The sequence below is a fragment of the Chthoniobacterales bacterium genome, from assembly GCA_035274845.1.
Taxonomy (GTDB): Bacteria; Verrucomicrobiota; Verrucomicrobiia; order Chthoniobacterales; family UBA10450; genus AV80.
The window spans coordinates 171,763-196,376 of the sequence record DATENU010000015.1; the positions used below are offsets into that span (position 1 = coordinate 171,763).

24 protein-coding genes are annotated in these 24,614 nt (G+C 59.8%); 17 read left to right on the top strand and 7 right to left on the bottom strand.

The window, feature by feature from the left end; genetic code table 11:
* Positions 1 to 456 precede the first annotated feature (456 nt).
* The 4 genes from VJU77_10420 (at position 457) to VJU77_10435 (ending at position 2,584) form a co-directional block, all read left to right on the top strand.
* Positions 457 to 978: a hypothetical protein gene (locus tag VJU77_10420; protein ID HKP03757.1), complete on the top strand. Its 522-nt coding sequence runs from the start codon at positions 457 to 459 to the stop codon at positions 976 to 978.
* Between the two features lie 15 nt (positions 979 to 993).
* Complete coding sequence (locus VJU77_10425) at positions 994 to 1,503, top strand: hypothetical protein (GenBank protein ID HKP03758.1); 510 nt, start codon at positions 994 to 996, stop codon at positions 1,501 to 1,503.
* Between the two features lie 169 nt (positions 1,504 to 1,672).
* The gene (locus tag VJU77_10430) at positions 1,673 to 2,146 is read left to right on the top strand and encodes a GNAT family N-acetyltransferase (protein ID HKP03759.1); all 474 of its coding nucleotides are present in this window, start codon (positions 1,673 to 1,675) and stop codon (positions 2,144 to 2,146) included.
* A gap of 18 nt (positions 2,147 to 2,164) precedes the next feature.
* The gene (locus VJU77_10435; GenBank protein HKP03760.1) at positions 2,165 to 2,584 is read left to right on the top strand and encodes a hypothetical protein; all 420 of its coding nucleotides are present in this window, start codon (positions 2,165 to 2,167) and stop codon (positions 2,582 to 2,584) included.
* Between the two features lie 420 nt (positions 2,585 to 3,004).
* Here the strand turns inward: VJU77_10435 and VJU77_10440 are convergent, their stop codons facing one another.
* A complete protein-coding gene (locus VJU77_10440; GenBank protein HKP03761.1) occupies positions 3,005 to 3,442 on the bottom strand; it encodes a hypothetical protein in 438 nt (145 codons plus the stop codon).
* A 122-nt stretch (positions 3,443 to 3,564) separates the two neighbouring features.
* Here VJU77_10440 and VJU77_10445 point away from each other — a divergent pair, with 122 nt between their 5' ends.
* From VJU77_10445 to cax, 8 genes are read left to right on the top strand one after another with little or no spacing between them, the layout of a single operon-like run.
* The gene (locus tag VJU77_10445) at positions 3,565 to 4,803 is read left to right on the top strand and encodes a hypothetical protein (protein HKP03762.1); all 1,239 of its coding nucleotides are present in this window, start codon (positions 3,565 to 3,567) and stop codon (positions 4,801 to 4,803) included.
* Positions 4,804 to 4,820: 17 nt separating this feature from the next.
* Positions 4,821 to 5,264, top strand: coding sequence for a potassium channel family protein (locus VJU77_10450; protein ID HKP03763.1), 444 nt, complete (start codon positions 4,821 to 4,823; stop codon positions 5,262 to 5,264).
* A gap of 22 nt (positions 5,265 to 5,286) precedes the next feature.
* Positions 5,287 to 5,925 carry a hypothetical protein gene (locus VJU77_10455; GenBank protein ID HKP03764.1) on the top strand — a complete coding sequence of 213 codons (639 nt, stop codon included), beginning with the start codon at positions 5,287 to 5,289 and terminating at the stop codon, positions 5,923 to 5,925.
* 23 nt (positions 5,926 to 5,948) lie between these two features.
* Positions 5,949 to 6,305: an STAS/SEC14 domain-containing protein gene (locus tag VJU77_10460; GenBank protein HKP03765.1), complete on the top strand. Its 357-nt coding sequence runs from the start codon at positions 5,949 to 5,951 to the stop codon at positions 6,303 to 6,305.
* 27 nt (positions 6,306 to 6,332) lie between these two features.
* Complete coding sequence (locus VJU77_10465) at positions 6,333 to 7,241, top strand: polyphosphate kinase 2 family protein (GenBank protein ID HKP03766.1); 909 nt, start codon at positions 6,333 to 6,335, stop codon at positions 7,239 to 7,241.
* On the top strand, positions 7,238 to 8,956 hold the full coding sequence (locus VJU77_10470) for a SulP family inorganic anion transporter (protein HKP03767.1): 1,719 nt from the start codon (positions 7,238 to 7,240) through the stop codon (positions 8,954 to 8,956). Before VJU77_10465 ends, VJU77_10470 begins: the two co-directional genes overlap by 4 nt.
* Positions 8,953 to 9,438, top strand: a complete 486-nt coding sequence (locus VJU77_10475; protein ID HKP03768.1) for an FUSC family protein — start codon at positions 8,953 to 8,955, stop codon at positions 9,436 to 9,438. Before VJU77_10470 ends, VJU77_10475 begins: the two co-directional genes overlap by 4 nt.
* A 16-nt stretch (positions 9,439 to 9,454) precedes the next feature.
* The gene (gene cax, locus VJU77_10480; protein ID HKP03769.1) at positions 9,455 to 10,549 is read left to right on the top strand and encodes a calcium/proton exchanger; all 1,095 of its coding nucleotides are present in this window, start codon (positions 9,455 to 9,457) and stop codon (positions 10,547 to 10,549) included.
* Between the two features lie 34 nt (positions 10,550 to 10,583).
* On the opposite strand, the gene VJU77_10485 is transcribed toward cax, so the two are convergent.
* The gene (locus VJU77_10485) at positions 10,584 to 11,000 is read right to left on the bottom strand and encodes an EF-hand domain-containing protein (protein HKP03770.1); all 417 of its coding nucleotides are present in this window, start codon (positions 10,998 to 11,000) and stop codon (positions 10,584 to 10,586) included.
* A gap of 166 nt (positions 11,001 to 11,166) precedes the next feature.
* On the opposite strand from VJU77_10485, the gene VJU77_10490 reads away from it, so the two are divergent.
* From VJU77_10490 to VJU77_10510, 5 genes are all read left to right on the top strand, one after another.
* Positions 11,167 to 11,805 carry a VIT1/CCC1 transporter family protein gene (locus VJU77_10490; GenBank protein ID HKP03771.1) on the top strand — a complete coding sequence of 213 codons (639 nt, stop codon included), beginning with the start codon at positions 11,167 to 11,169 and terminating at the stop codon, positions 11,803 to 11,805.
* Positions 11,806 to 11,809: 4 nt separating this feature from the next.
* Entirely contained in the window at positions 11,810 to 12,457 is a 648-nt protein-coding gene (locus tag VJU77_10495) for a hypothetical protein (GenBank protein ID HKP03772.1), read from the top strand.
* Positions 12,458 to 12,579: 122 nt separating this feature from the next.
* Positions 12,580 to 15,075, top strand: a complete 2,496-nt coding sequence (ptsP, locus tag VJU77_10500) for a phosphoenolpyruvate--protein phosphotransferase (protein ID HKP03773.1) — start codon at positions 12,580 to 12,582, stop codon at positions 15,073 to 15,075.
* A gap of 4 nt (positions 15,076 to 15,079) precedes the next feature.
* Positions 15,080 to 16,858: a PTS glucose transporter subunit IIBC gene (gene ptsG, locus VJU77_10505; GenBank protein HKP03774.1), complete on the top strand. Its 1,779-nt coding sequence runs from the start codon at positions 15,080 to 15,082 to the stop codon at positions 16,856 to 16,858.
* 21 nt (positions 16,859 to 16,879) lie between these two features.
* Positions 16,880 to 17,827: an L-lactate dehydrogenase gene (locus VJU77_10510; protein HKP03775.1), complete on the top strand. Its 948-nt coding sequence runs from the start codon at positions 16,880 to 16,882 to the stop codon at positions 17,825 to 17,827.
* Between the two features lie 92 nt (positions 17,828 to 17,919).
* Here VJU77_10510 and VJU77_10515 read toward each other — a convergent pair whose 3' ends face one another.
* From VJU77_10515 to pyk, 5 genes are all read right to left on the bottom strand, one after another.
* Positions 17,920 to 18,396: a hypothetical protein gene (locus tag VJU77_10515; GenBank protein HKP03776.1), complete on the bottom strand. Its 477-nt coding sequence runs from the start codon at positions 18,394 to 18,396 to the stop codon at positions 17,920 to 17,922.
* Between the two features lie 155 nt (positions 18,397 to 18,551).
* Positions 18,552 to 21,686, bottom strand: coding sequence for a type ISP restriction/modification enzyme (locus VJU77_10520; protein HKP03777.1), 3,135 nt, complete (start codon positions 21,684 to 21,686; stop codon positions 18,552 to 18,554).
* 247 nt (positions 21,687 to 21,933) lie between these two features.
* On the bottom strand, positions 21,934 to 22,203 hold the full coding sequence (locus VJU77_10525; GenBank protein ID HKP03778.1) for a hypothetical protein: 270 nt from the start codon (positions 22,201 to 22,203) through the stop codon (positions 21,934 to 21,936).
* Positions 22,204 to 22,383: 180 nt separating this feature from the next.
* Positions 22,384 to 23,127: an LOG family protein gene (locus VJU77_10530; GenBank protein HKP03779.1), complete on the bottom strand. Its 744-nt coding sequence runs from the start codon at positions 23,125 to 23,127 to the stop codon at positions 22,384 to 22,386.
* 10 nt (positions 23,128 to 23,137) lie between these two features.
* On the bottom strand, positions 23,138 to 24,604 hold the full coding sequence (gene pyk, locus VJU77_10535; protein ID HKP03780.1) for a pyruvate kinase: 1,467 nt from the start codon (positions 24,602 to 24,604) through the stop codon (positions 23,138 to 23,140).
* Between the last annotated feature and the right edge of the window lie 10 nt (positions 24,605 to 24,614).

Genomic DNA, 24,614 nt, shown 5'->3' on the forward strand with positions numbered 1-24,614 from the left:
GAAATTTTGCAGCATAATTTTCCTTAGTTCTATGAACACGCCTCGAGTCGTCGCCGCCGCGATCGCAGTGTTTTTAGCGGTGACTGCTCTGCAGACGTTATCTTGGCAGGAGCGACCGCCGGCGGGATGGCAGCCTGCTTGGTGGCAGTCGCGATTGTGGGCTCAAGCCGGCATTCTCCTGCTCGCGCCCGCTTGGCTCGCTGGCGGAGCTGTCTCGACCATTGTCACGGGCCGTTCACTGCACACTACCAACGTGGTTGTCGCCGTTGCCTGCGGTTTATATACTGTCGCCGTCTACTTTGTTACACACTTGGTAACTCGATGGATCGGCAAACAATTTGCGAACAAACAAAAGCCCTAACCAGGGCCATGCCGTTTCGACGGGCTTCTTCCCCTTTTCCCTTCGGGCAACGCGCACTCTCGGCGGCCGTCGCTCATCTCTTTCTCGTTGGGCCGATGAGAGCGTTCATCGCGATTGCTGCGCTTGTTACCACAGCGGTTACCTCAGACGCAGCGGGTTGGGTTCGCGCTAATGTCTATTTTCGCGGCTGGCTGAGCGAGCGCGCCGTCGCAGTGTCGCCAGAGGGGCTTCGCGACGAGGCGCGACATGGCTACTCTCGCTCGGTTCACATTACCTCGCCTTCAAAGCTTCAGCAGTTGATCACTGCGCTGAATCTGCCACACCTCCATTCGACGCGAGGCGATACACGCAGCGACACTTACCTCGTTGTCGACCTGTTCGACAGCGCCGGAGCGCGCACCACCTATCGCTCCGACAGCTTTTATTTGTGGAACACAGACTGCACTCGTGGCCGTAAGGTCGATGCGCGCTTAAGGAAGTTTTTCGAGCAATTCACGCCAAGGCCTAACCAGACGATCCAGCCAACCGCTGGCCGGCGGACGCTTAAGTTTTCCATGATTCGAGCCTCTTCACCCGCCGCCACGCGCGCCCTCGCCAGCCGTCGCTCATCTTGTTAGGCCCCTTTCACGCTCATGCCATTAAGTAGCATCGTTGTCATTGTCGCCCGCCTTTTCGCGATCAATTGGCTCCTGCACGCCTTTGCACTCATCGCGTCTGCGCTGGTCACTCCCTCATTCCAAGAGCGTTCTACTTCCACTATCTTGATGACCTGTTCGCCGGGTCTGCTTTTGCTCATCCTCGGCGTTTTTCTCTGGATTCTCGCCCCTGCGGTGGCGCGGCTCGTCAGCCGCGGCTTTGATGCCACGTTGAGCGTGGGCGGCCTTTCGCGCACCGATCTTTACAGTTTCGCCTTCGTGTTTCTTGGACTCTTTTTTATCCTTTCCTCGGTCGCCGATGTCATCAACTGGATTCACTATTTCACCGTCTCCCACGACGCTCCCACACGAGACCCCCGTATTCAGAATTTTTATGATCTCATTCGGCCGTGTTTGACCCTTGCTGCCGGCCTCGTTTGCTTGCTGGGTGCCCCTCGTTGGACAAAGAAGCTGATTTCCCGCGACGAAAGAAGCCGAGAGGCCTGACCAGGCGATGCCGTTTCGACGGGCTCAAGGTCCTGAGCAAAAAACCGAATGGGGAGCGAGCGGCTGGCAGCCATGGAAAGTAAGATTTAAGAATTATGAAGGATGAAACCGCAGCGATGCGCTCTACCGCCAGCCGTCGCCGAGCTTGTTCTCGTTAGATGGTAAGCGCATGAGCCATCCACCACAGGTGATTTTGCGCGAGGTGGTCGACTCCGATCTTCCGATCTTCTTCGAGCATCAGCGCGACCCCGAAGCCGCCCAGATGGCGGCGTTTCCCTCTCGGGATCATGACGCCTTCATGATCCATTGGGCCAAGCTCCGCCGCGAGCCCTCGAACATCATCCGAACGATCGTCTGCGACCGGCAGGTGGCCGGGAATATTGGAAGCTGGATCGCCGGGGATCGGCGGCTGACCGGTTACTGGGTCGGGCGCGAATTCTGGGGCCGGGGCGTGGCGACGGCTGCCCTCGCCGCCTTCGTCGCCGAAATCAAAGAGCGGCCACTCCATGCCTTCGTGGCCAGCCACAACGTCGGCTCCATCCGCGTTCTGGAAAAATGCGAATTCGTCCCGTCGCCCGAGCACGATCACAGCATCGCCAGCGAAGATGGGATCCGGGAGTTCCTCTACATGCTCTCGCGCTGACCAATCGAATCAGAGTTTATGGCGCTATTCGCCCTCATCTTTCTCATCGTCGCGCTGATTCTCATCGGCGTTGGCATCGTTGTGGGGGTGGTGGTTTGCGGCATCGCTGCGGCTCTCGTTGCGGTCGGCGTCCTATCGTCGTCCGTGGTCGTGGGCCTGCTCACCCGAAAACCGGTTGCTGGTGCGCGGGCCTTTCTGCTTCAGTGTGCGCTCCTCACTGGCATTCCTTCCGGCATTCTCTGCGCGTGGCTTGTTCACTACCTCCTCGAGGCCGCGGGTCCCGCCTGGCTCATCTCGCTTTACGGAGCGCTGGGTGGCGCGGCAGCTGGCGCGGTTGTTGCCTTCCTGCTCGATTTCGCATTTCGGCGGTTACATGCCTGGGCCACTGCGAAGTTCTCTACTCGAACACGCCGTGAGATTATCACCCCCGTCGCCTAACCATACGACGTGAACGCGCGCATCATCTATCTCTGGGATCACGGCGCGCGCTCCCGTCCGTCGCCCCGTTCCGGGGCTGGTTTCGTTTGAAACGCGACTCCGGAGTTTCGCTTCGCTTTCACTCCGGGCTCTAACTCCGACGTCCCACCGGGACTAAGACTGTCCGGGCTGGTTTCATTGAAAAGACATTCCCGTCTCGCTTCGCTTCACTCCGGGCTTTACTCCGCCATCCCTTCGGGACTGAGACTGCCCGAAGGCGAGAGATCAGAAGACTCCACTCCGGCGTACCTTCGCGATTGAAAGCGCCGGAGGCGCGATGGAATTAGAGCCCGGAGTGAGCGCAGCGAACTCCGGGATGAACAGCAACGAACCAATCAAAACCCCTGAAAGGGGTGGCGGACCCCCGGAACGGTCGCCCTGTTACAGATTGACCGGCTGGGCGAGCTTGAAAAAGATCCGGGTCCGATAAGGGAAATTCCATTCGCGGCCGGAGATCGAGACGCCTCTCGAATTCACGTGCCGGTCGAGCCGAAAATCGCCCGTGGTATGGACTGGAATGCTGCGCCCGTTTACCAGGATCGCTTTCAAGTTCACCCGGAGGGCGTCCGACTTTGGCCGGCTTCCGAGCGACGCATCCACCACGCCGGTCAGATGAGTCCCCGCGGGCAAGAGCACTTTTCCTTTTACGACTACGGGGTGTTCGAGCTCGGCTTTGAAAGGAGACCCAATTCTCGCGTGACTCGAGACGGGCTCGATCGTGCGCGCTCGCAGCACCGTTCCAGCCGGGATGGTGATGGCCACGCCGAGGACTGCCGTTGAAACCCAAATGGCGAACGCGGCCACAAATGTCCTGTTCATGCTCCAATCTTAGAACAAAACCCGGCAATGGGAGATATTGCACCTTGGTCCAATACCCACCGCCGCCCGGGGTTTCCTATTGTTTGGCCAGGGCGACTGCACCTGCGCGCGCTCCTTAAGAAATGGGCCCTACTTCCACTGCTCCGGGAGCGATTGAAATTGCGAGCCTCGCGGCCGCCGGCGGTCTGCCCGAAAAGGGATCGGCCTGGATTCGGGGTCCGATCTGGGATGGCTTCTGGATGTTGAGCGCGCTTTGGCTGGCGCCGATCGTTCTCTGGCTTGCGTCGGGCTGGGCTAACCCGGAGTCGAGTCCGCTCGACGTGCTCTACTTCGGTCTCACGGCGTTGTTCTGGCTCGGGCACCGCTTTTGCAGCACCTACCTGGCTTACTGCACGGAAGCGTATCGCCCGCTCCTGCGGAGTCAGCCGGTCCGGTTCGTCGTCATTCCGCTTCTGATCACGATCGGATGTTTTGCCTTCTTTCTGCCCCCGGACGAGGCGATGCCCTGGAGTCGCGCGGAGCGGCTCGTGTTCCTGGCGATCGTCGATTACGCCTGGGTGACCTGGCATTTCGCCTCGCAGCATTTCGGCGCGCTCTCCCTCTATCGTTCCCGCGCCGGGCGCGCGCGCTGCGAGCAAACGAGACGCTTCGATCGATTTTTCGCACTGGCGGTCGGAGGCGCTCTGGTTTTTCTCGCAGACGTCCTGGCCGGTGCGGTCGCCTACCAGGATAAGTGGATCGACCAATGGTTCTTTCCCACCTGGATGGTCTCCGCCCAGGACCAGATCCGCGATGGCGGCACCCTCGTGCTGGTTCTCGTCACGGTCGCGGTCTTGTTTGCCGAGGTGCGCACCTCACGATGGTCATGGCCGCGCGTCTTATACATTTTGGGGATCGCGGTCATGGTGGGGATCGCACTCCAGCCGCGAAGTTTGTTTCTTTTCGTGGTCGTCTGGACATCGCAGCACTGGATTGTTGCCACGGGCCTCGCTTCGCAAACGGTGCGCGGCGAGCCGGCCCCGCAACGCGGACGAATCCGTGGTCTTCTCCATGGCTTGAACATCCGTCCGTGGGCAATCGTTCTGTTCCTGGCCGTCGTTTCCGTGCTGCTCCTTCCCATCTTCGAGGTCGAAGCCAATCGCCAGCCCGATGCCTATTATGGCGACCGCATTTTCGGCGCAATCGCGACCGGGTTGCGGACCTCGTCGTGGGTGCCAATTCTCGTCGCCCTCGGCTTCGCTTCGGGGTTCATTCATTACCTGCTCGATCGCAACGTTTATCGAATGTCGGACCCGCAGGTGCGCCAGGCCGCGCGCGGCTTGCTCGAGCGCAGAATGAAGAGTTCGAATGTTGTGTCCTAGACCAACGACTGGCTCGCATGTTCTCGAAACTAATCACTGCCTGGGTGTTGATGGCGCTGTGCGTGGCGGTGCATGCCATGGGCATGACGGCCGCAATGAATCTGCTCGAGAAAACGATCTTCCGAATCGGCGTGCGGTTTTGGGTTTCGACCTGGTTGCTGATCCGGGTCGCCGGGTGGGCCATTCTCCTTCACCTAGCGGAAATCGCGTTGTGGGCCTTTTTTTACGCCTGGAGACACGCGCTACCCGACATGACAACGGCGCTTTATTTCAGCGCCGTCACTTACACGACGACCGGATACGGGGACGTGGTCCTGCCCGGCCAATGGCGCCTGGTTGGCGGCGTCGAGGCGCTCACCGGCATTCTCATGTGCGGCTGGTCAGCCGCCTTCTTCTTCGCGGTGGTGAGCCAGACGCACGAGGCCCGGCAAAAAGCGAAAGAGGCTGACCAATCCGCATGAGACCTAACGAACGGGAAATTCCATGGCTGAAATAGCGGCTGCGCCTCCAAAGAAAAGACTGTGGATCGAGCCCGTCATCGCCCTGGTCATGGCGCTGACTACGCTGTGCACGGCGTGGTGTTCGTACGAGTCCGCCGCCTGGACCCGGGTTGCGAACCGGTTGATGAACGAGTCGAATGCGCTGGAACGTAAGGCAGCGCTCGTTGATGTGCAGGGGAGCCAGGCGCTGATCGTTCACACCTCCATGTTCATGCAACTGCTCGCTGCGTATCACGCCGACAACCAGAACCTCGTGAGCTTTTATGCCGAACGTTTCCCGCCCGACGTGAAGAAGGCCTATGACGCCTGGCTCGCGCAGAAACCGTTCGAAAACCCGAACGCCGACGCGCACCCGTTTGTGCCGAAGCTTTACGAAGTCCGCGGTGTCGCGGAAGCCGCGGCCATCAGGGCGCAGGCGGTGGAACGCCTCATCGGGGCCCGCGATGCGGGGAGCCGCTCCGGGCGATACCTCGCTAACACCGTCCTTTTTGCCACCGTGCTCTTCTTCGCGGGGACAGCCGGAAAGTTTGAACAGCCGCGCGTCCGGCTCTTCGCGGGGAGCTTTGCCCTGGCGGTCTTCGTAGTTGCCGTCACCCGCATGCTCCTCACCCCTGCCGCCTAACGACCGAAAACGACCATCCAACCATGAGCGCCAATCTTGACCAGCAGAGCGATCGCCTTTTCCTCCTTCGCATCCGGGGCGAGCTCAAAAAGACCGAGCTCGATGCTGTGCAAAACGAAATCGTAGAGAAGATGACCACCCGTCCGGTCCAGCTTCTGGTCATCCTGAAAAACTTCATCGGGTGGGAGCGCAACGAGGAGTGGGGGGACACCGACTTCTTCTTCGCCCACCGCGAGGACTTTGGAAAAATCGCGGTGGTTGGTCATCCCGTCTGGGAAGCCCAGGTCCTGGCGTTCACGGGCGCGGGAATACGCAAAGGTCCCGTGAAATTTTTCCCCGAAACAGGCGAGCCCGACGCGCGGGCGTGGCTGGCTGAATGAACATCGATCGAAGCACCAAGTAATCTTATGAACATCAAACAAGTCATCGAAATGAGCCACAAGCTCTCCAAGCCTTACCGCGTCCGAAACGGGAAGAAGTTCCGCCTGAAGGATGTTGATCCGGGGGACACCGGCGAGCACAAGGGCAAGGAAGACAAGGCGCGGGCGAAGGAGATGCTGGAGGTTGGGGTAGAAGCCCTCGCGGAATTGCAGGATATGCTTTACGGACAGGACCGCTGGTCGTTGCTCCTCATTTTCCAGGCGATGGACGCGGCGGGAAAAGACGGGACGATCAAGCACGTCATGTCGGGGGTGAATCCGCAGGGCTGCCAGGTTTCCTCCTTCAAATCCCCGACCTCGGAGGATCTCGATCACGATTTCCTCTGGCGTTGCCAAAAGGCCCTGCCGGAGCGCGGACGGATCGGGATTTTCAACCGCAGCTACTATGAGGAGACGCTGGTCGTTCGCGTTCACCCGGAGTTTTTGGCTGGGCAAAAACTTCCGGAGCAATGCGTGACGAAACACATCTGGGACGAACGCTTCCAGGACATCCGCGCGTTCGAGCGTTACCTGACGCGCAACGGGACGATCGTTCGCAAATTTTTCCTGCACGTCTCGAAGGAGGAACAGCAAAAGCGTTTTCTCGAACGGCTCGATCAGCCGGAGAAGAATTGGAAGTTCTCCGCCAACGACGCCAAGGAACGCGGCTTCTGGGACGATTACATGAAGGCCTACGAAGAGACGATTCGCGAGACGGCGACGGAAGATTCGCCGTGGTATGTCGTGCCGGCAGATAACAAATGGTTCACGCGCGTGGTCGTGGCCGCGGCCGTGATCGATGCCATGGCCTCCCTGAAACTGGCTTACCCAACCGTCAGCCCGACGAAGGCGAAGGAGCTCGCCGCCGCAAGAAAGGCTCTGCTCGAAAGCAAATGAGCGAAGCGATCGCAAGCAGCGCCGCGCCCGTCCCCCAAGGGCGTTTTACCGGGCTCCTGCAGGCGACGCAGTGGCTGCGAACTTACAAGCCGGCGTGGCTCCGCGGAGACCTGGTCGCGGGTTTCACCCTGTCGGCCTATCTTTTGCCGGCCGGCCTCGGCGACGCGTCGCTGGCCAATCTCCCTCCTGAAGCGGGACTCTACGCCTGCTTGTTTGGCGGATTGGTCTTCTGGCTGTTTTGCAGTTCGCGTCACACCACCATCACGGTCACGTCCGCCATCTCCCTGCTCACCGGCGCAACGCTCGGCGGGATGGCGGGCGCCGATCCGTCCCGATTCGGCGTTCTGGCCGCAGCCACCGCGGTGCTCGTGTCGCTCATGTTCTTTATTGCCTGGCTCGCGCGGGCGGGCGCCATCGTCAACTTCATTTCCGAAAGCGTGATGATCGGATTCAAATGCGGGGTCGCCCTGTTCCTCGCCAGCAGCCAGTTGCCGAAGCTCTTCGGCATTCACGGCGCGCACGGCAATTTCTGGAAGAACACGAGCAGCTTTTTCGCTCATCTCTCCGAAACAAATCCAACGTCGCTCACCGTGGGAGGCGCCGCGCTGCTGGTTCTCGTCCTGGGCAAAATTTTCCTCAAGAACAAACCAGTCTCCCTGTTCGTGGTGGTGGGCGGCATTTTGGCTTCGGGCTGGCTCGGCCTCTCGGCGAAGGGCGTGAAGCTGCTCGGTGAAATTCCCCAGGGTCTGCCTCCGCTCGGCCTTCCGCTGTTGCATTGGTCGGACTGGGATGAGCTGTTGCCCCTGGCGTTCGCTTGTTTTCTTCTGGCCGCAGTCGAAAGCGCCGCCATCGGGCGCATGTTTTCGGCCAAACACGGCGGCCGGCTCGACGCGAACCAGGAATTTCTCGCGCTCGGCGTGGCAAACCTCGCTGTCGGTCTCGGTCACGGATTCCCCGTGAGCGGCGGCATGTCGCAATCATTGGTCAACGAAGGGGCCGGCGCGCGGACACCGCTCTCAGGCGCGTTCGCCGCGGGGATTATTCTGATCGTCGTCCTTTTCTTTTCCCATTTGCTGGCGGCGTTGCCTCAACCGGTCCTGGCCGCTGTCGTGCTGGTAGCGGTGGCCGGCCTCTTCAAGGTGTCCGCACTCAAACATCTCTGGCAGGGAGATCGCACGGAATTCATCGTCGCGGTCGCAGCCATTATCGGCGTGCTGGGTCAGGGCCTGCTTCGCGGCGTCATGATCGGCGCGATCATTTCGCTGGTGCTGTTGATCCGGCGCGCGTCCCGGCCGCACGTGGCCTTTCTCGGGCGTATCCCCGGCACCCAGCGTTTCTCGGATTACGATCGCCATCCCGACAACGAATTGATTCCGGGCATGATGATCTTCCGGCCGGAATCGGGCCTGATGTACTTCAACATGGATCATGTGCGCGACACGATTGTGAACCGGGTGCGCGCAAACATCACGAGGCCGAAGATCGTCGTGCTCGATCTTTCCGCGGCGCCGCGGGTGGATATGCATAGCGCGCGGATGCTTGGCACCGTGGCCGCCGAACTCAAAGGAACCGGTATTCAAATCCTGGCGGTCGAAGCGCGCTCCTCGGTGCGTGACCGCTTGCGAAGTGAGGGCGTCGACGAGCATGTCGGGGGCATCAATCGCTTCGCTTCGGTCGCCGATGCTGTGGGCCAACATGGCGGAGAATCCCCTTGAAATTTCCGGCCCATGTTCCGGCCTTTCAGATGTCTGCGCGGGCGGCAGTGGCCGCGACGCTGTCGGTCGCAATCGTCCAGGGGCTGCAACTACAGTTCCCGATCTACGCGATGATTTCCGCGGTCGTCGTGACCGATCTCAAGGCGTCTGAAACGTGGAGGCTCGGACTGCCACGTCTGATTGGTTCGATCGTGGGAGCTGTGCTAGGCGCGCTGACCTGTGCTTTCCTGCGACCCAATGCCTTGGAAGCCGGCCTCGCGATTTTTGCCGCCATGTTTCTTTGCCACCTCTTGCGCCTGCGAAATGCATCGAAGGTCGCCGGCTACGTTTGCGGTATCGTCCTTCTCGCGTTCGGCGATCACCCCTGGGAATATGCCCTTCTGCGCACGATCGAAATCGCCATCGGAATCGCGATGGCGATGCTGGTAAGTCTCGTCCCAAGAATGCTCCCAACCGACGAGAGCAACGGCGAGGCGTCATGAAAGGAAATCCAATCTTATGAAAACCTTAATCAAAGAGATCCTGCACAACCCGCTGCTGTGGTTGCTGGTGTTTGTCCCGGTCGTGCTGGTTGCGCACAAGCTCAAGCCCGAATCGCACACGCTGCTCTTCGTGCTCTCGGTGCTCGCGATCGTGCCTTTGGCCGCCCTGTTAAGTCACGCCACCGAATCGGTCGCGGCCAAGACGGGGGACGCAGTGGGTGGCCTGCTCAACGCCACCTTGGGAAACCTGACCGAGCTGGTCATCGCGCTCACCGCTCTGCGCGCCGGACAATATGTCCTGGTGAAGGCGTCCGTCGCCGGCGCAATTGTGACCAACTCTCTTTTCATGCTGGGCGCCTGTTTTCTGCTCGGCGGACTCAAGTACCACGTGCAGGAATTCAATCGGGTCAGCGCACGCCTCCAGGCGGGGCTCCTCTTCCTGGCGACGGTGGCGCTGCTAATTCCATCGGCGATCTACCGGGCCGACCCGGTCGCAGGAGCAGCGATTACCCAGAAATTAAGCGTCGGCCTGGCGGTGTTGCTGATCATTGCCTACGGGCTTGGGATGTTCTTTTCCCTCAAGACGCACCGCGAACTATTCGCGAGCATCGGGCACGGCGAAGAGGGCGAGACGCCACTGCCGATGGGCGTGGCGCTGCCGACCCTCGCCGGCGTCACGATCCTCGTCGCCCTCGTCAGCGAAGTGTTCGTAGAGTCGGTCCAGAAAGCGGCGGAAGATTTTGGAATGACGCCTGCCTTCGTCGGTTTCATAATCGTGGCGCTGGTCGGGGGCGCGGCGGAAATGGCTTCAGCCTTTTCGGGCGCGCGCAAAAATCGCCTCGACCTGAGCGTAGGCATCGCGCTCGGCAGCGCCTCGCAAATTGCCCTCTTCGTCGCGCCCGTGCTCGTGCTCGTGAGTTATTTGATCGGGCCGACGCCGATGGATCTGCAATTCTGGCCCGGCGCAGTGGTGATGATTTTCCTGGCCACCCTCACGGCTTCGCTGGTCACGAACAGTGGGCGCTCGACCTGGTTCATCGGCGTAGGCGTACTGATGGTCTATCTGATTTTCGCGATGACGCTCTACTTGTTGCCGCCGCGAACTCAGTGAATGTGAAATCTACCGCGCGGCCAGACAGCGAAGATCAGCGAACCGGGCCTTCCTTGCTGGCGTAATAGGCTTTGATCTCCGCCATCGAGAGTTTGCCGTCCTTGTTCGTGTCCGCTTTCTGCATGAGCTCTTTCGCCATTCCCTTCTTCCGGCCGTAGGCCAGCGCCTCATCCATGGTGACAACGCCATCCGCATTCGCGTCGCGCACGCGAAAATCCTCGGCCTGGCCCGACCCCTTGATCACCATCCACTCTTCCCGCGTAACTTTCCCATCCTTGTTCTTGTCGCGGGGCCCAAAAATTTGCTGGACGAGAAAGGCATTCGCTTCATCGAGGGAAATCATTCCGTCGTGGTTTCGATCTGCCTGGTCAAAGCGATCCGGCGTTTTGGCGGTGGCGAAAGCCAGAGGCAGGGCGGCGACTGCGATTAGGAGAAGAGATTTGGTTTTCATGGTGTTTGGAAGTGCGGACAACTCAATGGTTGTATTCGCCGCCAGGCGCCTGCGCAAGAATTTGTGGGCTACGACCAAGGTCCGATTGGCGAACGTGCCCCGGCTCATTTATCGATCAGCCTGGAGGACGGACAACATGGAGTCCGGCTGACAAGCAAGAGCCATCATGAAAAAGGTGCTGGAGCCAATTGATCGCATATCCGAAGTCCTTTTTGGCCTGATCATGGTTCTCACGTTCACGGGGACACTGAGCGTCGCCGAGGCGGGGCGCGACGATGTCCGCACCATGCTCATCGGCGCTCTGGGATGTAATTTCGCCTGGGGAATCATTGATGGGATTCTTTACCTGATGGGCTGCCTCGCGGAACGAGGGCGCGGATTGCTCGCGCTTCGGGCGGCGCGTGACACCACCGATCCGGAAGAAGCGCGCCGCCTTGTCGCTAACGCCCTGCCACCGGCCATCGCGTCCATCACGGAACGCGCCGAACTCGAAATGATCATCGGGCGCCTGCGCGAGCTGCCCGAGCCGCCTGCTTACGCGCATTTGAAGCGGGATGATTGGCTGGGTGGTCTCGGTGTTTTTCTTCTCGTGTTCCTGTGCACGTTCCCAGTGGTGGTTCCGTTCCTTTTCATGCATAACGCCGGGCCAGCCCTGCGCGTCTCCAATGCCATCGCGGTCGTGATGTTGTTCCTGACGGAGTACTTTTTCGGACGACTGAGCGGGCATCGCCCGTGGCTTTTCGGCATTTCGATGGTGTTCCTGGGGCTGATTCTTGTCGGGATGACCATCGCGCTTGGGGGCTAGAGCGATGCGATTTGTCGCCTTGCTCGCGATTGCCGTTGCCGTTGCCGGAAACGTGGGCGCCGAGGACGCAAAGAATTTGATCCCTGAAGTCAAAAAGGAAGCGGACGAGAAAGACTGGAGCTTTTCCCTCTCGGCCGCCACCTACGTCGTGCCCGACTTCCGGGAATATGTGCAGCCGACTTTCACTGCAGATCGTCACTGGCTCCATCTCGAGGCCCGATACAACTACGAGAATCTCGACACGGGCTCGCTGTGGCTCGGTTACAATTTCGGCGGCGGCGAGAAACTCGAATGGGAATTTACGCCGATGCTGGGTGGCGTGTTCGGCGACACGACCGGAATCGCGCCCGGCTACAGGTTGTCGTTGAGCTATTGGAAGCTCGAGTTTTCCAGCGAAGGCGAGTTTGTCTTCGACACGCGCGACTCACAAGGAAGCTTTCTCTATTTCTGGTCGGAGCTGAGCATCGCTCCCGTGGAATGGTTTCGGTTTGGCCTGGTCGGCCAGCGCACCCGGGCTTACCAGACCGACGTCGATATCCAGCGCGGGATCCTGGTCGGTTTTTCCCACAAGGAGGTGGATGTCACGACCTACGTCTTCAACCTCGACCACGGTAAACCAACCTGGGTGTTCGCCGTGAGTCTGAGTTTCTGAGTGTCGACACCGGATTCAACCTCAACAATCGAGAACGCGCTCGACGGTCTGCCCCGCGGTCTGCAGGCTGAGACCGGGTGGTAATGGCGACGAACAGCTCCAAATTGCGATTGCTTGCTCCCGTGTCCGGTCCGATCTGGCCGCTGGAGCGAATTCCCGATCCGGTCTTCGCCCAGAAAATGGTTGGGGACGGGCTCTCGATTGATCCCACGGACGCGACCCTCCTCGCTCCATGCGACGGCGAAGTTGTTTCCCTCCATGCGGCGGGGCACGCGGTCACGCTCCGCAGCGGGGGTGGCGTGGACGTCTTGCTCCATATCGGGATCGATACGGTTGCGCTAAAGGGCGAAGGCTTTCGCCCGTCTGTTTCGGTCGGGCAACGGGTGCGCGCCGGCGATTCGCTGATTGCGTTCGATCTCGATTTTCTGGCCACGCACGCGAAGAGCCTGCTCACCCAGGTCGTGATTACGAACAGCGAGCGGGTGACAAATTGGGAACGGGCTGGAGGACTGGTGGCCGCCGGCAAGGACGTGCTCTTCACCATTACGCTCGGCGAAACGGCCGCGGCCGACGCCGCGGAAGCAGGCGAGACCATTGCCTCCGACCCGATCGTTATTCCGAATCCGACCGGGTTGCATGCACGGCCGGCCGCAGTGCTCGCCAGTCTCGCGAAAGGGTTTCGTTCGTCGATCAAGCTCGAGCTCGAAGGGCAACACGCGAACGCGCGCAGCGTGACCGCGATCATGGGTCTCGATGTTCGCAAGGACGCCGTCGTGCGCCTGGTCGCGAATGGGCCCGATGCGCGGGAGGCGATCGACAAGATCGCTCCGATCATCGCACAAGGCCTGGGTGACGAAGGCTCCGCATCGGCGCCGGCGACCACAACGGTTGCGCCTGAAACCGCGGCGCCGCGTCGCGCGCCGGCGGGCGAGGGGATTCTGGCCGGAGTTGCCGCGTCGCCCGGTCTCGCGGTTGGCGAAGTGTTTCAGGTTCGCCGCGAAAACATCGAGGTGATCGAGAACGGCGAAAGCGTCGAGTCCGAGCGTAGGCGCCTGACGAGCGCAGTCGAAGAGGCGAAGGGACAGCTCGAAGCCCTGCGGGCGCAGCTTCAGGCGAAAGCCGATCCGGCCAAGGCAGCGATCTTCGCCGCGCACGAAGAGTTGATCCAGGATCCCGATTTGCTCGAGATCGTGGAGTCCGCGATCGCGAAGGGAAAAAGCGCGGCCTTCGCCTGGAAGAAAGCCGTCACCACTCACGCCGACCGGCTCGCCTCCCTCCGCAATCCTCTGCTCGCGCAAAGGGCGAACGATCTCCGCGATGTCGGTCTGCGAGTGCTCGCCATTATCACCGGCGCCGAAGTGAAAGCGCCGGAATATCCCGCGAACGCCATCCTGCTGGCGGAAGATCTCACGCCGTCCGATACCGTCTCGCTCGATCGAACCCGGGTGATGGGATTCTGCACGACCCGGGGCGGCGCGACCTCGCACGTGGCGATCCTGGCTCGCTCGTTAGGCATCCCCGCTCTTGCCGGAATCGATCCTGCGGCGCTCGAGATTCCAAACGGCACCAGCGTTGTCCTGGACGGCAACAAGGGCACGCTGCGGCTCCGCCCGACGCCGGAAGAGATCGCGCGTATCCGCGGCGCGCAGGAGCGGGCGGAGCGGAAGCGCAAGGAAGACCAGGGTCACGCACACGAGCCGGCAGTCACGCGCGATGGAAAACGGATCGAAGTCGTCGCGAATATCGGTGGACTAAAGGACGCGAAACGGGTCGTCGAATTCGGTGGCGAAGGGGTCGGGCTTCTGCGCTCCGAGTTCCTCTTCATGGAACGCAACAGCGCGCCGACGGAGGACGAACAGTTCGAAGCCTACAAGGCGATCGCTGAAGCTGTGGGCGCCAGCCATCCGCTCATCATCCGCACACTCGACGTGGGTGGCGACAAGCCGCTCGCGTATCTGCCGATTCCAAAAGAGGACAATCCATTTCTCGGTGAGCGGGGCCTGCGGGTCGGGCTCGATCGGCCGGAAATTTTGCGCGCACAACTGCGGGCCATCCTGCGTGCTTCCGGCTTCGGCAAACTGCTGGTGATGTTCCCGATGATTTCGGAATTGCAGGAACTGCGCGAGGCCAAGGCGATGATGCTCGAGGAATGCGAGCGGCTCGGGATCGAACCAATTCCGGTCGGAATCATGGTCGAAGTGCCCGCGGCGGCGATCATGGCGGCGCAATTCGCCAGGGAAGCGGATTTCTTCTCCATCGGGACAAACGACCTGACCCAGTACACGCTGGCGATGGATCGCGGGCATCCGAAGCTCGCGCCCCGCGTCGATGGACTGACGCCCAGCGTGCTCCACCTGCTCGCGCACACGGTTCGCGGGGCGCACGCCGCCGGAAAGTGGGTGGGGGTTTGCGGCGGGATCGCGAGCGATCCGCACGGCGTGCCGATCCTGATCGGCCTTGGCGTTGACGAATTGAGCATCAGCCTGCCGGCGATTCCTGCGATCAAAGCGCAGGTCCGTAGCTTGAATGCCGAAGAATGCCGCGCCCTGGCCGAGAAAGCGCTCGCGACCGAATCCGCCGCCGATGTCCGCGCCCTGGTCCAATTGCCGGAGGAGTAATCACATGTCCGCCTTCAAGAACGCCTTCTCGCTTCTCCAAAAAATCGGCAAATGCATGATGCTGCCGGTCTCGGTCTTGCCGGTTGCCGGCATTTTGCTCGGCGTCGGCAGCGCGAATTTTTCCTGGCTGCCCGAGAGCGTCTCGCTCGTCATGGCGAAGTCGGGCGACGCGATCTTCGGAAATCTTCCGCTCCTCTTCGCGATCGGTGTTGCGATTGGGTTAACGGACAACGACGGCGTTGCCGCGCTGGCCGGCACTACCGGTTATGTCGTCTTCCTTGCCGCGATGGGGGTCTGCGCAAAACTGCGCGGCATCGATGTGAAACCGATCATGGGCATTCCGTCGATCGAGACCGGTGTGTTCGGCGGAATCATCGTCGGGATGATCGCAGCCTGGTGTTTCAATCGGTTCTACAAGATACAACTCCCGCCGTATCTCGGTTTCTTTGCGGGCAAACGCTCGGTGCCGATCATCACTTCGTTTGCCGTGATCTTTGTTGGCGCGCTGCTCAGCTTCATCTGGCCGCCAATCGGCCACGGCATCAACGCCTTTTCGCATTGGGCGGTGAATGAGCAGCCAGGGCTGGCCTTCACCATCTATGGCGTCGTCGAACGCGCGTTGATTCCATTCGGTCTTCATCACGTCTGGAACGTGCCGTTTTTCTTCCAGGCCGGGGATTACACCGATCCGGGGTCGGGCACGAAGGTGAGTGGCGAAATCGCGCGCTTCATCGCAGGCGACCCTACGGCGGGACACATGACCGGCGGTTACCTGTTCAAGATGTGGGGACTTCCGGCGGCGGCGATCGCGATGTGGCGCGCGGCCCGCCCCGAGAATCGCGCCAAGGTCGGCGGCATCATGATTTCCGCAGCCTTAACAGCGTTCCTCACCGGAATCACGGAGCCGATCGAGTTCGCCTTCCTGTTCGTCGCGCCGGTGCTGTATGCGATTCACGCCCTGTTGGCCGGCGCCGCCTATTTCCTCTGCATCCTGTTGGGCATCAAACACGGCTTCACCTTCTCGCATGGCCTCATCGACTACGTCGTCCTTTTCCCGAAATCGCACGGCGCACTTTGGCTGCTGGTGATCGGACCGATCTGGGGCCTGATTTACTACGGCATCTTTTCTTTCGCGATCCGTTACTTCAATTTGATGACGCCGGGCCGCGAGAAGGAAGATGCATTAGCCGCGTCGGCGCGGGTGGCGGGTGGCGATGAATTTGCCCTCCAGCTCGTCCGCGCGTTCGGCGGACGCTCAAACATCGTGAACCTGGACGCCTGCATCACGCGGCTGCGGGTGAAGCTCGCTGACATCACGAAAGCGAATGCCGATAAACTCAAAGCGCTCGGCGCGACCGGCGTGCTTGTGGTCGGCGACAGCATGCAGGCGATCTTCGGCACGCGAAGCGAGAACCTGAAGACCGAGATGCAGGATTATCTCAGGACTGCCGGGCCCGAGGCTGACGAAGTCGAAGCCGCATCTCCCGTGAAGGCCCCGGCGCCGGCTGGATTTGAATCCAAGCTGCGCGATCTCGACGCGGCCGGCAAAGCTGCGGGTTATATCGCCGCGCTGGGCGGAAAGGAGAACATCGTGCGCGTGGACGCCTGCGCGGAAACGCGACTGCGTCTCGTTGTTCACGACGAACAGAAAATCGACGACGCTGCTCTCAAGAACGGAGGCATTGCCGCTGTCGTGAAGCTGCCGGACAAGACCCTTCATCTTCTCGCCGGGCTCAACGCCGACCAATACGCCGCTGAAATGCGGGCGCAGCTCGCAACCTAGAGAGGTCCTGTTTCAGGTACGATGAAAATCGGAGTTGTCGGTTGTGGAATGGTCGGCTCGGCTTCGGCCTACGCGCTCGTCATGAGCGGCGTCGGCCGCGAGATCGTGCTGGTGGATTTGAAACGTGAGCGCGCCGAAGCCGAAGCGAACGATATTTCGCATGCGGTGCCTTTCGCGCATCCGCTCGTGGTGCGGGCCGGTGACTACGCCGACCTCAACGATGCCCGCGTCGTCATCATCGCCGGCGGCGTGGCTCAAAAGCCGGGCGAAACGCGCCTGCATCTGCTCCAGCGGAACGCGGACGTTTTTCGGCAAATTGTCCCTTCGATTTTGCGCTCCGCGCCCGAGGCCGTCCTGCTCGTTGTGAGCAACCCGGTCGATGTCATGACCCAATTAGCGGCTCATTTCGCGGCCGAGTTTGGGGTGCCGCCGGCGCGCGTCATCGGCTCGGGCACGACGCTCGACACCGCGCGGTTTCGCACTTTGCTCGGACACCATTTCGATGTCGATTCGCGGCATGTCCACGCTTACGTCCTGGGCGAACACGGCGATTCCGAAGTCCTGGCTTGGTCGCAGGCGACCATTGCCGGATTATCGCTCGACGACTTTGCCAAGGTTCACGGCAAGCCGCTAACGGCGGCCGATCGGGCGCGAATCGACGAGAACGTGCGGCGCGCGGCTTACCATATCATCGCCGGGAAAGGAGCGACGTATTACGGAATCGGCGGCGCGGTGGCGCGAATTGTGGATGTGTTGCTGCACGATCAACGCGCGATCCTCACCATCTGCGCGCGGCTGAGCGACGACGTGCCCGATTGCGACGGAGTCACTCTGGCATTGCCTCATCTCGTCGGGGGAAGCGGGGCGCTGGCAACCATTCCATTGCCGCTGGACGAAACGGAGCGGGCCGCGCTTCGACGCAGCGCCGGCATTCTCCGTGAAGCGGTGCAGTCGCTCCGGCTGGACTGAACCGGGAGCCGGTTGGAATATTTACACAAATGGGCAAGTTTCGGGTCTTCCGGGACGTGGCGGATTCGAAGCAACGCTCGCTTTTCGCGGCATTAGAAACCCTGTATTTGGCTGGTCCATTGTCCGATCTCTTTCCTCCTTTCAGCAGCTGAAATCGAAAGATAAAACTCTAACGATTCATCCATCGTCGTTATCAATGCGTCGATCGGAGCAACGATTCCTTCACTGATGAGAAAGTTTGCGGCGTGCGTATCGAAAACGGCAATGCGCTCGTGGGAATTGTAGAACGAGCGCGATTCTACATTCGTTCGTCCGAGTGGACGACAATCGGAAACATTGAATCCCCGTTCGTGCATGGCTGCTTCGACTTCCTCCGGCGTCGCGGCGCGGCCGCGAATCACATTCTGAGAAGTAACGATCGCAATCTGCCCGGGGTCGCAGATAACGCCTTCAAGCTGGATGTCGTCGTCGAAGGTGCGGTTGAAGAGGACGACGCGCGATAGATACTCAAATGGAGCAGCGTCGCGGATGTAAGGCACGCACATCCACCGCTGCGAATGGACGCTCATCTTAATGTCGTCGGTGCCAACCGCGATGGCGAAGCCGGCGGCTTCCGGGTCACGCGAATCGTGCGTGATCTTGAAGTAACGCTGTTTGTCGGTGTCCAGGAAAACGTGATGCTCGCCGTGCGTTTCTTCCGTGCGCGGCAGCCACTCCTCAGCTCTCAGGTCGACTTTCTTTTCCTGCGCCCACTCGACGAGGATCTCTCCCTGGGCTGCAGGATCGGCGGCGTCTCCTGCAAGGTCAGACTCTTCTCCAATTCCTCCCGCTGCTGCCGCCCTTCTTCTGAGTTCATCCAATGCGTCTGCGACATTCTCCATTCGCGGAGTTCCTTTCGTTTAGAAGGCGAATCCGATTGACCAAAGTCGGCCGGTAAACTGTCGACGAGCCTTAATGTCTCCAAGGTAACTGTAACAACCTGTCCGATCAGGCGCAGTATGTAGCCTTCGTCATCGGGCCGATTCGGATCGCTTTCAATTCCGGTGCGCGGATCGCGTGAGACGCGATACTGATCGATTATCCACTCCAGCGCAGAACGATTGCCGAGCAGGTATTGGAAGACCTCCGGTGGAATTCCGCAAACGGTGAGCGATTCGTTGTATTTCAGCTCAGCCTTATCCGGACTGAGCTTCATTTCCTCAACTCGGAGAGTGAAAGGCACATCGCGATGTTCGACGCGCTTGAGAGGAAACTCGGCGGCGTCTTCGTAGCCGACGTGCAACTCGGCGAGTCTCTTGCCGGCCTTGGCAAAGGCCCGGAAGTCCGGCGCAAAGGGGATGCGCGGCAACTCGCGCTTGAGGTTCGCGGCAAAGCGTTCGCGGTAGCCGGGATGGTGCACCAGCGCATAGACGTAGTGGAAGATGTCCCACTTAGTGATGCGCTCGTCACCGTAATGGCTTTGGAAACGCACCAGCGCCGAGAGCGGGATGTTCTCCCGCCGGTTCGTGCCGTCTTCGTCGTAGGTGTAGAAGGGAAAGCACTGTGTACCACAACCGAAGGAAGTCAGATGGAGATCGGGAATTACGTCTTGGGCGAGGCACATGAACGGGCGCTCTGAACCTATACCGGTTAGCGCGATTACAGTGTTTTGTGTTTCGGCGGTCGGAAAGATCCGGTGCAACTGATACCGCCGCTGATTGAGCAGATGATCGAAATAAAGATGCTTCCGAGTGAACGGCCGATACTGGCTCCTGCGAATCTTCGTGCGATCAAAGCGGAGCTTCTCGCCGCGGGTGAGCGCCTCCTTCAGCCGATCAGTCCATTTGATGAACGTTGGGTCATTGTTCACAAATGAATCAAGGTCGTCAGGGCGTCCTTCATCGTCGTAGCGCGAAAGCTCGGCGTTGAAGTTTTTCAGCATCCTCGTCGTCTTCTTGGCGAGAGCCTCGGCGTCGAAGTCGAAGACCCAATCGTCACGATTAGTAGCAACGCCGAGCGAATACGTGTTGAAGATCACCGGCAGATTCGCACCCGCGTCCGCCTTGACTTCCTTCAATCCCATCGGCATGAACTCCGCGAACTCTTCATTGGTGTCGCTCGTCAGCCATGTGTCCTTCGTGTCCGGCTTCAACTCTTGCCACTTGACCCCGGCGATCGTCTCCGCCTTTTCCAGAAACTCGTACTTCTGCTCCTTGCGCCAATCGACCGGCACGGCGTGATAGAGAATCTTCGTCTGCCGCCGCGTGCTCTCCGCATTGCCCGGCAGGCGGATGAAGAAATTGATACTCACGCCAACCTGGATGCCGAAGACGTTGTGCGTCGTGCCGGAGAGCTTCGGGTTTTTGCGCACGTTACCGCCGAGGTCTAGGACGTAGATGAGATTGAAATCCCTCGCGAGATGATGGCGCATTCCATCGAACGAGATTTCATCGACGAAGCTGTCGTTGTTCACGAACGCGACAATACCGGCATCGCCGATTCGGTCGGTGGCCCAGCGGATCGCCTTTACGTAAGGGTCGGCAAGCTTGCGCAGGAGCGTCGCGCGTGAAGCTTCGCCGTAGGTGGATGAGACGCGCGCGTCGAGTTCCGGATATTTTCGGTTCTTGTTGTTGTCGTTTTCGTTCAGTTGGCCTGCGTTGTAAGGCGGATTTCCGATGCAGACGAAAACCGGAGCTTCGCGCTGACGTTTAATGCGCTCGGTGTTCGCTTCGGTGAAGAACTCGAAGCCATGCTGAACGCGACCGGCGCCCGTGTGTTCGTGCGCGATTTGGAAAGTATCAACCAGGCAGATTCCTTCGAACGGTTGGTATGTGCCGGTGGCTTCGAGGTACTCATGCTCAATGTTCATCGAGGCGACGTAGTACGGAAGCAGCATCACTTCATTGCAGTGCAGCTCATGCGCGTACTTATGCTTCAAGGCTGACGGTTGGATGGCGCGCATTAGATTGACGACAAAATTTCCCGTGCCCGTGAAACCGTCGAGTGTGTGAACCTCGCGACTGCCGAGACCCGCATCCTTACCGAATTCTGTGCGGAGTAAGTGATCGACGCTCGCGACCATGAAGTCGACGATCGGCTGTGGCGTGTAAACGATGCCGAGCGTGTCGGCTTGTCGAACTGCGAAGCCTTGGAAGAAAGCCTCGTAAACGGTGTTCAAGAATTTCTGCTTCTCAGAGAAGTCAGGAATGGTCTTTGCCGCTTCTTCGAGCGCTGTGTAGAACGGGTTGAGCGTTTTGAGAAAGTCTTCGCGTGAGAATGCGCGAATCGTCAGAATGAGTTTCTCAATTTCCTGGGCGATGACGTTCTTCTGCATGAAGTCGCCGATTCCGAAGACGGTTTTGAAAATCCGCCAAGTGAGGAGATGCTGAACGAGCATTTCTTCCACGGCGGCGTCGGAGAGGTTCGGATTGATCGAAACGCGGCAGACCTCAACAAAGTCGGTGAACGCATGCTTGAACTCGGCATTCTTCTTCAGCTCCCTGCTGATTAGCGCCGTGAGGGCGCGGCCATGCTCGCCGATTCGATCTTTGAAGTCGATAATCGCTCTTTGCCACTCTTCTCTTTGTGGATCCTCGTAGCTGAGGAAGGTACGCAGAACGTCAGCGATCTGATCCAGAGTGCGAAGAGCACTGTCTAATACGCGCTTCCCATCCTGGTACAGGATCGCGCGTTCAGGCGACTGGAAGAGGATGTTCCTGCGCGGATAGCCGAGCCCGAATTTCTCCTTTACTGAGCGCTCAAGGTCGTCAGCGCTGTCTTTGGCCTCCCATAGTCCATACCAGAGGTTGAATTCGTCAAGCAGCGCACCATCGACGCGCAATGGACGACGCTCCCGTCGGACGATTGGGTATTCCGGCACCAACTTCCAGCCGAGTGGCCGCGCACAGTCATCCAACAAAACCTGGAATGAGGAACGAACAGCCGTTTCGTGATTAACACCGCGACGTTTGAACTCGTCAATTGAAGACTGATAACGTTCGAGTGCCTTTCGAGATATCGTCCTCAGTTCACTGCCCATGTCTACGTCGAGTATGGCAGTGACAATGGAAGTTCGCGAGCTTTCATCATGCCTCCAGCCGGAAAATGAAGCACGGCCGTTTCGGACTTCATTCCGCAAGCTTGCTCAGCAATCTGGGATTTCTTGGGAAAAAAAGCGAATACCCCCCCATCACTTCGGTGACCTGTGGATCGGTGTATTTCTCCTGCTTTTCTTTCAGCAGCTCTTCCCACTTGGCTTTAATGTCACGCCATGGGGTTTTTGCGAGCCGTCGAATATTGTACCAATGGTAGACTTCCCCAAAACTGATGAATGTTACTCCGTTGGCATATAGCTCGTCCAAACGAGCCCATAGTTGATTATCATGTCTTTTTTGCATGGCATTGTCTCCAGATATGAAAGTAATCTCGCCACTAAATAAATAAAAGCAAAGAAATAATTAAGTGGCTTTTATTTTTGGTCGGTTCGATTGCCTTTTGGTTCCGTCCGATTCGCCGCGTCAGGGGCTCAGCGAGTAACCGTGGCGACGGGATATGGTGCGTTTTAGAAGAGCTGCAGGTCAGTCCCGTCCCGTCTCGCGCTTCTGCTCCGCCAGCCACGCGTCGCGATTTTGCCGGACCAGCGCCATCGTTTCCTCGACCGTGTTGACGCAATGCGCGATACTGAAATCGACTTCGCTCGCGAGCTCATTTCCCTCCTGCAACATGGCGTGGCGGGCCCAATCAACGAGATCGCTCCACATTTTTCCGACGAGGATGAGCGGAGTGTTGTAGAGCTTGCGCACCTGGAGGAGCTGCCACGCGAGCGATAATTCCAAGAGCGTTCCGATCCCGCCGGGGACAACAATGAACGCGTCGGAAATGATCATAAAGTGATGGAGCCTGGAGAAAAAAGTGGCGTGTTCGTAGGCCTGGCCGACAAACGGATTCACCTCCTGCTCGAACGGCAAATCGACTCGAATTCCGACTGAACGATGCTTTGCTTCGGGGTCGGCCAAATTGGCGCCTTCGTTTGCTGCCCGCATCAATCCCGGTCCGCCGCCGCTCATGATGTCGCAGCCCATTCTGGTCAGCTCGGCGGCCAGCTGTTTTACGCTCTCGTAAGCCGGCGTGCCCGGCTTGAGACGGGCCGAGCCGAAGATGGTGACCCGATAGTTCTGCCGGGTGGTCCGGCGCAAGCGAGTCAGCTCGTTTACCACTTCCCAGAGACCGGTGACGGCCCGCTCGACCAGCGCCGTGGCCGCGTCTTCGTCACTCAACCTGACGACATCGGATTGCCCGAAAGAAGATTCTGATTTGCTCATTGGTAGCTCGTTAGGCGGACCCGGGATCGTTCGGGCCATCCTGGGTTCCGAGTTGCATTAGTTCGATCCGATGATTCGCCTTCGGGTTTCGCCTGGATGGACCGGCTACCAGCATGATGCGGCTGGCTGGCAGGCCCCGGTCGTGGAGCCAGCCGGCCGCGAAATCTCGCCAATCCTCCGGCTCTTCCGCTAAGTCGACCGGGTGCACTCCGTAGGAAAACGCGAGCCCCTGGCAAACGGCTGGATCACTGCCCAACGCGACGATCCAAACCGGCGGTTTGCAGCGCGAAATGAGGCGTGCCGTGCTGCCACTGCGCGTTGGGGTCAGCAAAATATCGCACGGCACCGTCTCCAGGGCGTGCTCGACGAGGGAAGCCATGCGATCGCCGCCCGTCATCGGCGCTTCGCGGCGGATCAGCTCGCGGCGTGCGGCGAGACTCGCTCGCGGCCGATGCGTTTCGGTGAAGGCCGCTATCTTTGCCAGCATCGTCACCGCTTCCTCCGGGAATTTTCCCATGGCCGATTCACCGGAAAGCATGACGCAATCAGTTCCGTCGAGAATGGCATTAGCGACATCGGTAGCTTCTGCGCGGGTGGGCAGGCGGCTGCTGACCATCGATTCCAGCATTTGCGTCGCGGTGATGACCGGCTTGCCGGCCAGGTTCGCCTTGGCGATCAGCTCTTTTTGCGTGTGAGCGATTTCTTCGATCGGGACTTCCACGCCGAGATCGCCACGGGCGACCATGATCCCATCCGTGGCGGCCAGGATCTCATCGTAATGATCCAGGGCGTCAGCCCGCTCGATCTTTGCAATAATGAACGGGCGCCCGCCCAATTCCCTCGCGACCTCGCGCAGCTTTTCAATGTCGGCGGCGCGTTCAACAAACGACTGGCTGACCGCATCAACCCCCGATTGCAAGGCGAACTCCAGGCAGGCGCGGTCGTGCTCGGTGAATGCGCTGATCCCGAGCTCAATCCCGGGGAGATTCAGCCCCTTCCGCGAACGGAGCTCGCCACCGACGGCCACGACGCATTCGACGTCGTTACCCCTTACTTCCTCGACGACGAGCTGAACAAGACCATCGTTGAGGAAGAGCCGGTTTCCCGGCTTAACCACCCGCGGCAACGGCTCGAAGCTCATCGAGACGCGCTTCTCGTTACCTTCGACGTTTTCGTTCGTGAGGGTGAAGCGATCGCCAGGCACGAGGTTGATCGGTTCCGGCACGATCTTGCCCAGGCGCATTTTCGGCCCGGGCAAATCCGCCATAATGGCCACGCGGCGCCCCGTTTCTTTCGCGGCCTGGCGAATGCGGTTGATCCTTTCGGTGTGCCCTGAGAAATCGCCGTGCGAAAAATTCAGCCGCGCAATGTTGAGTCCCGCGCGAATCAGGCGCACCAGCATCTCGGGCGACTCCGAGGCTGGGCCAATGGTCGCGACGATCTTGGTCTTGTGGGCGGACAGCTTTGTCTCGTTCATTGCAGGTGGC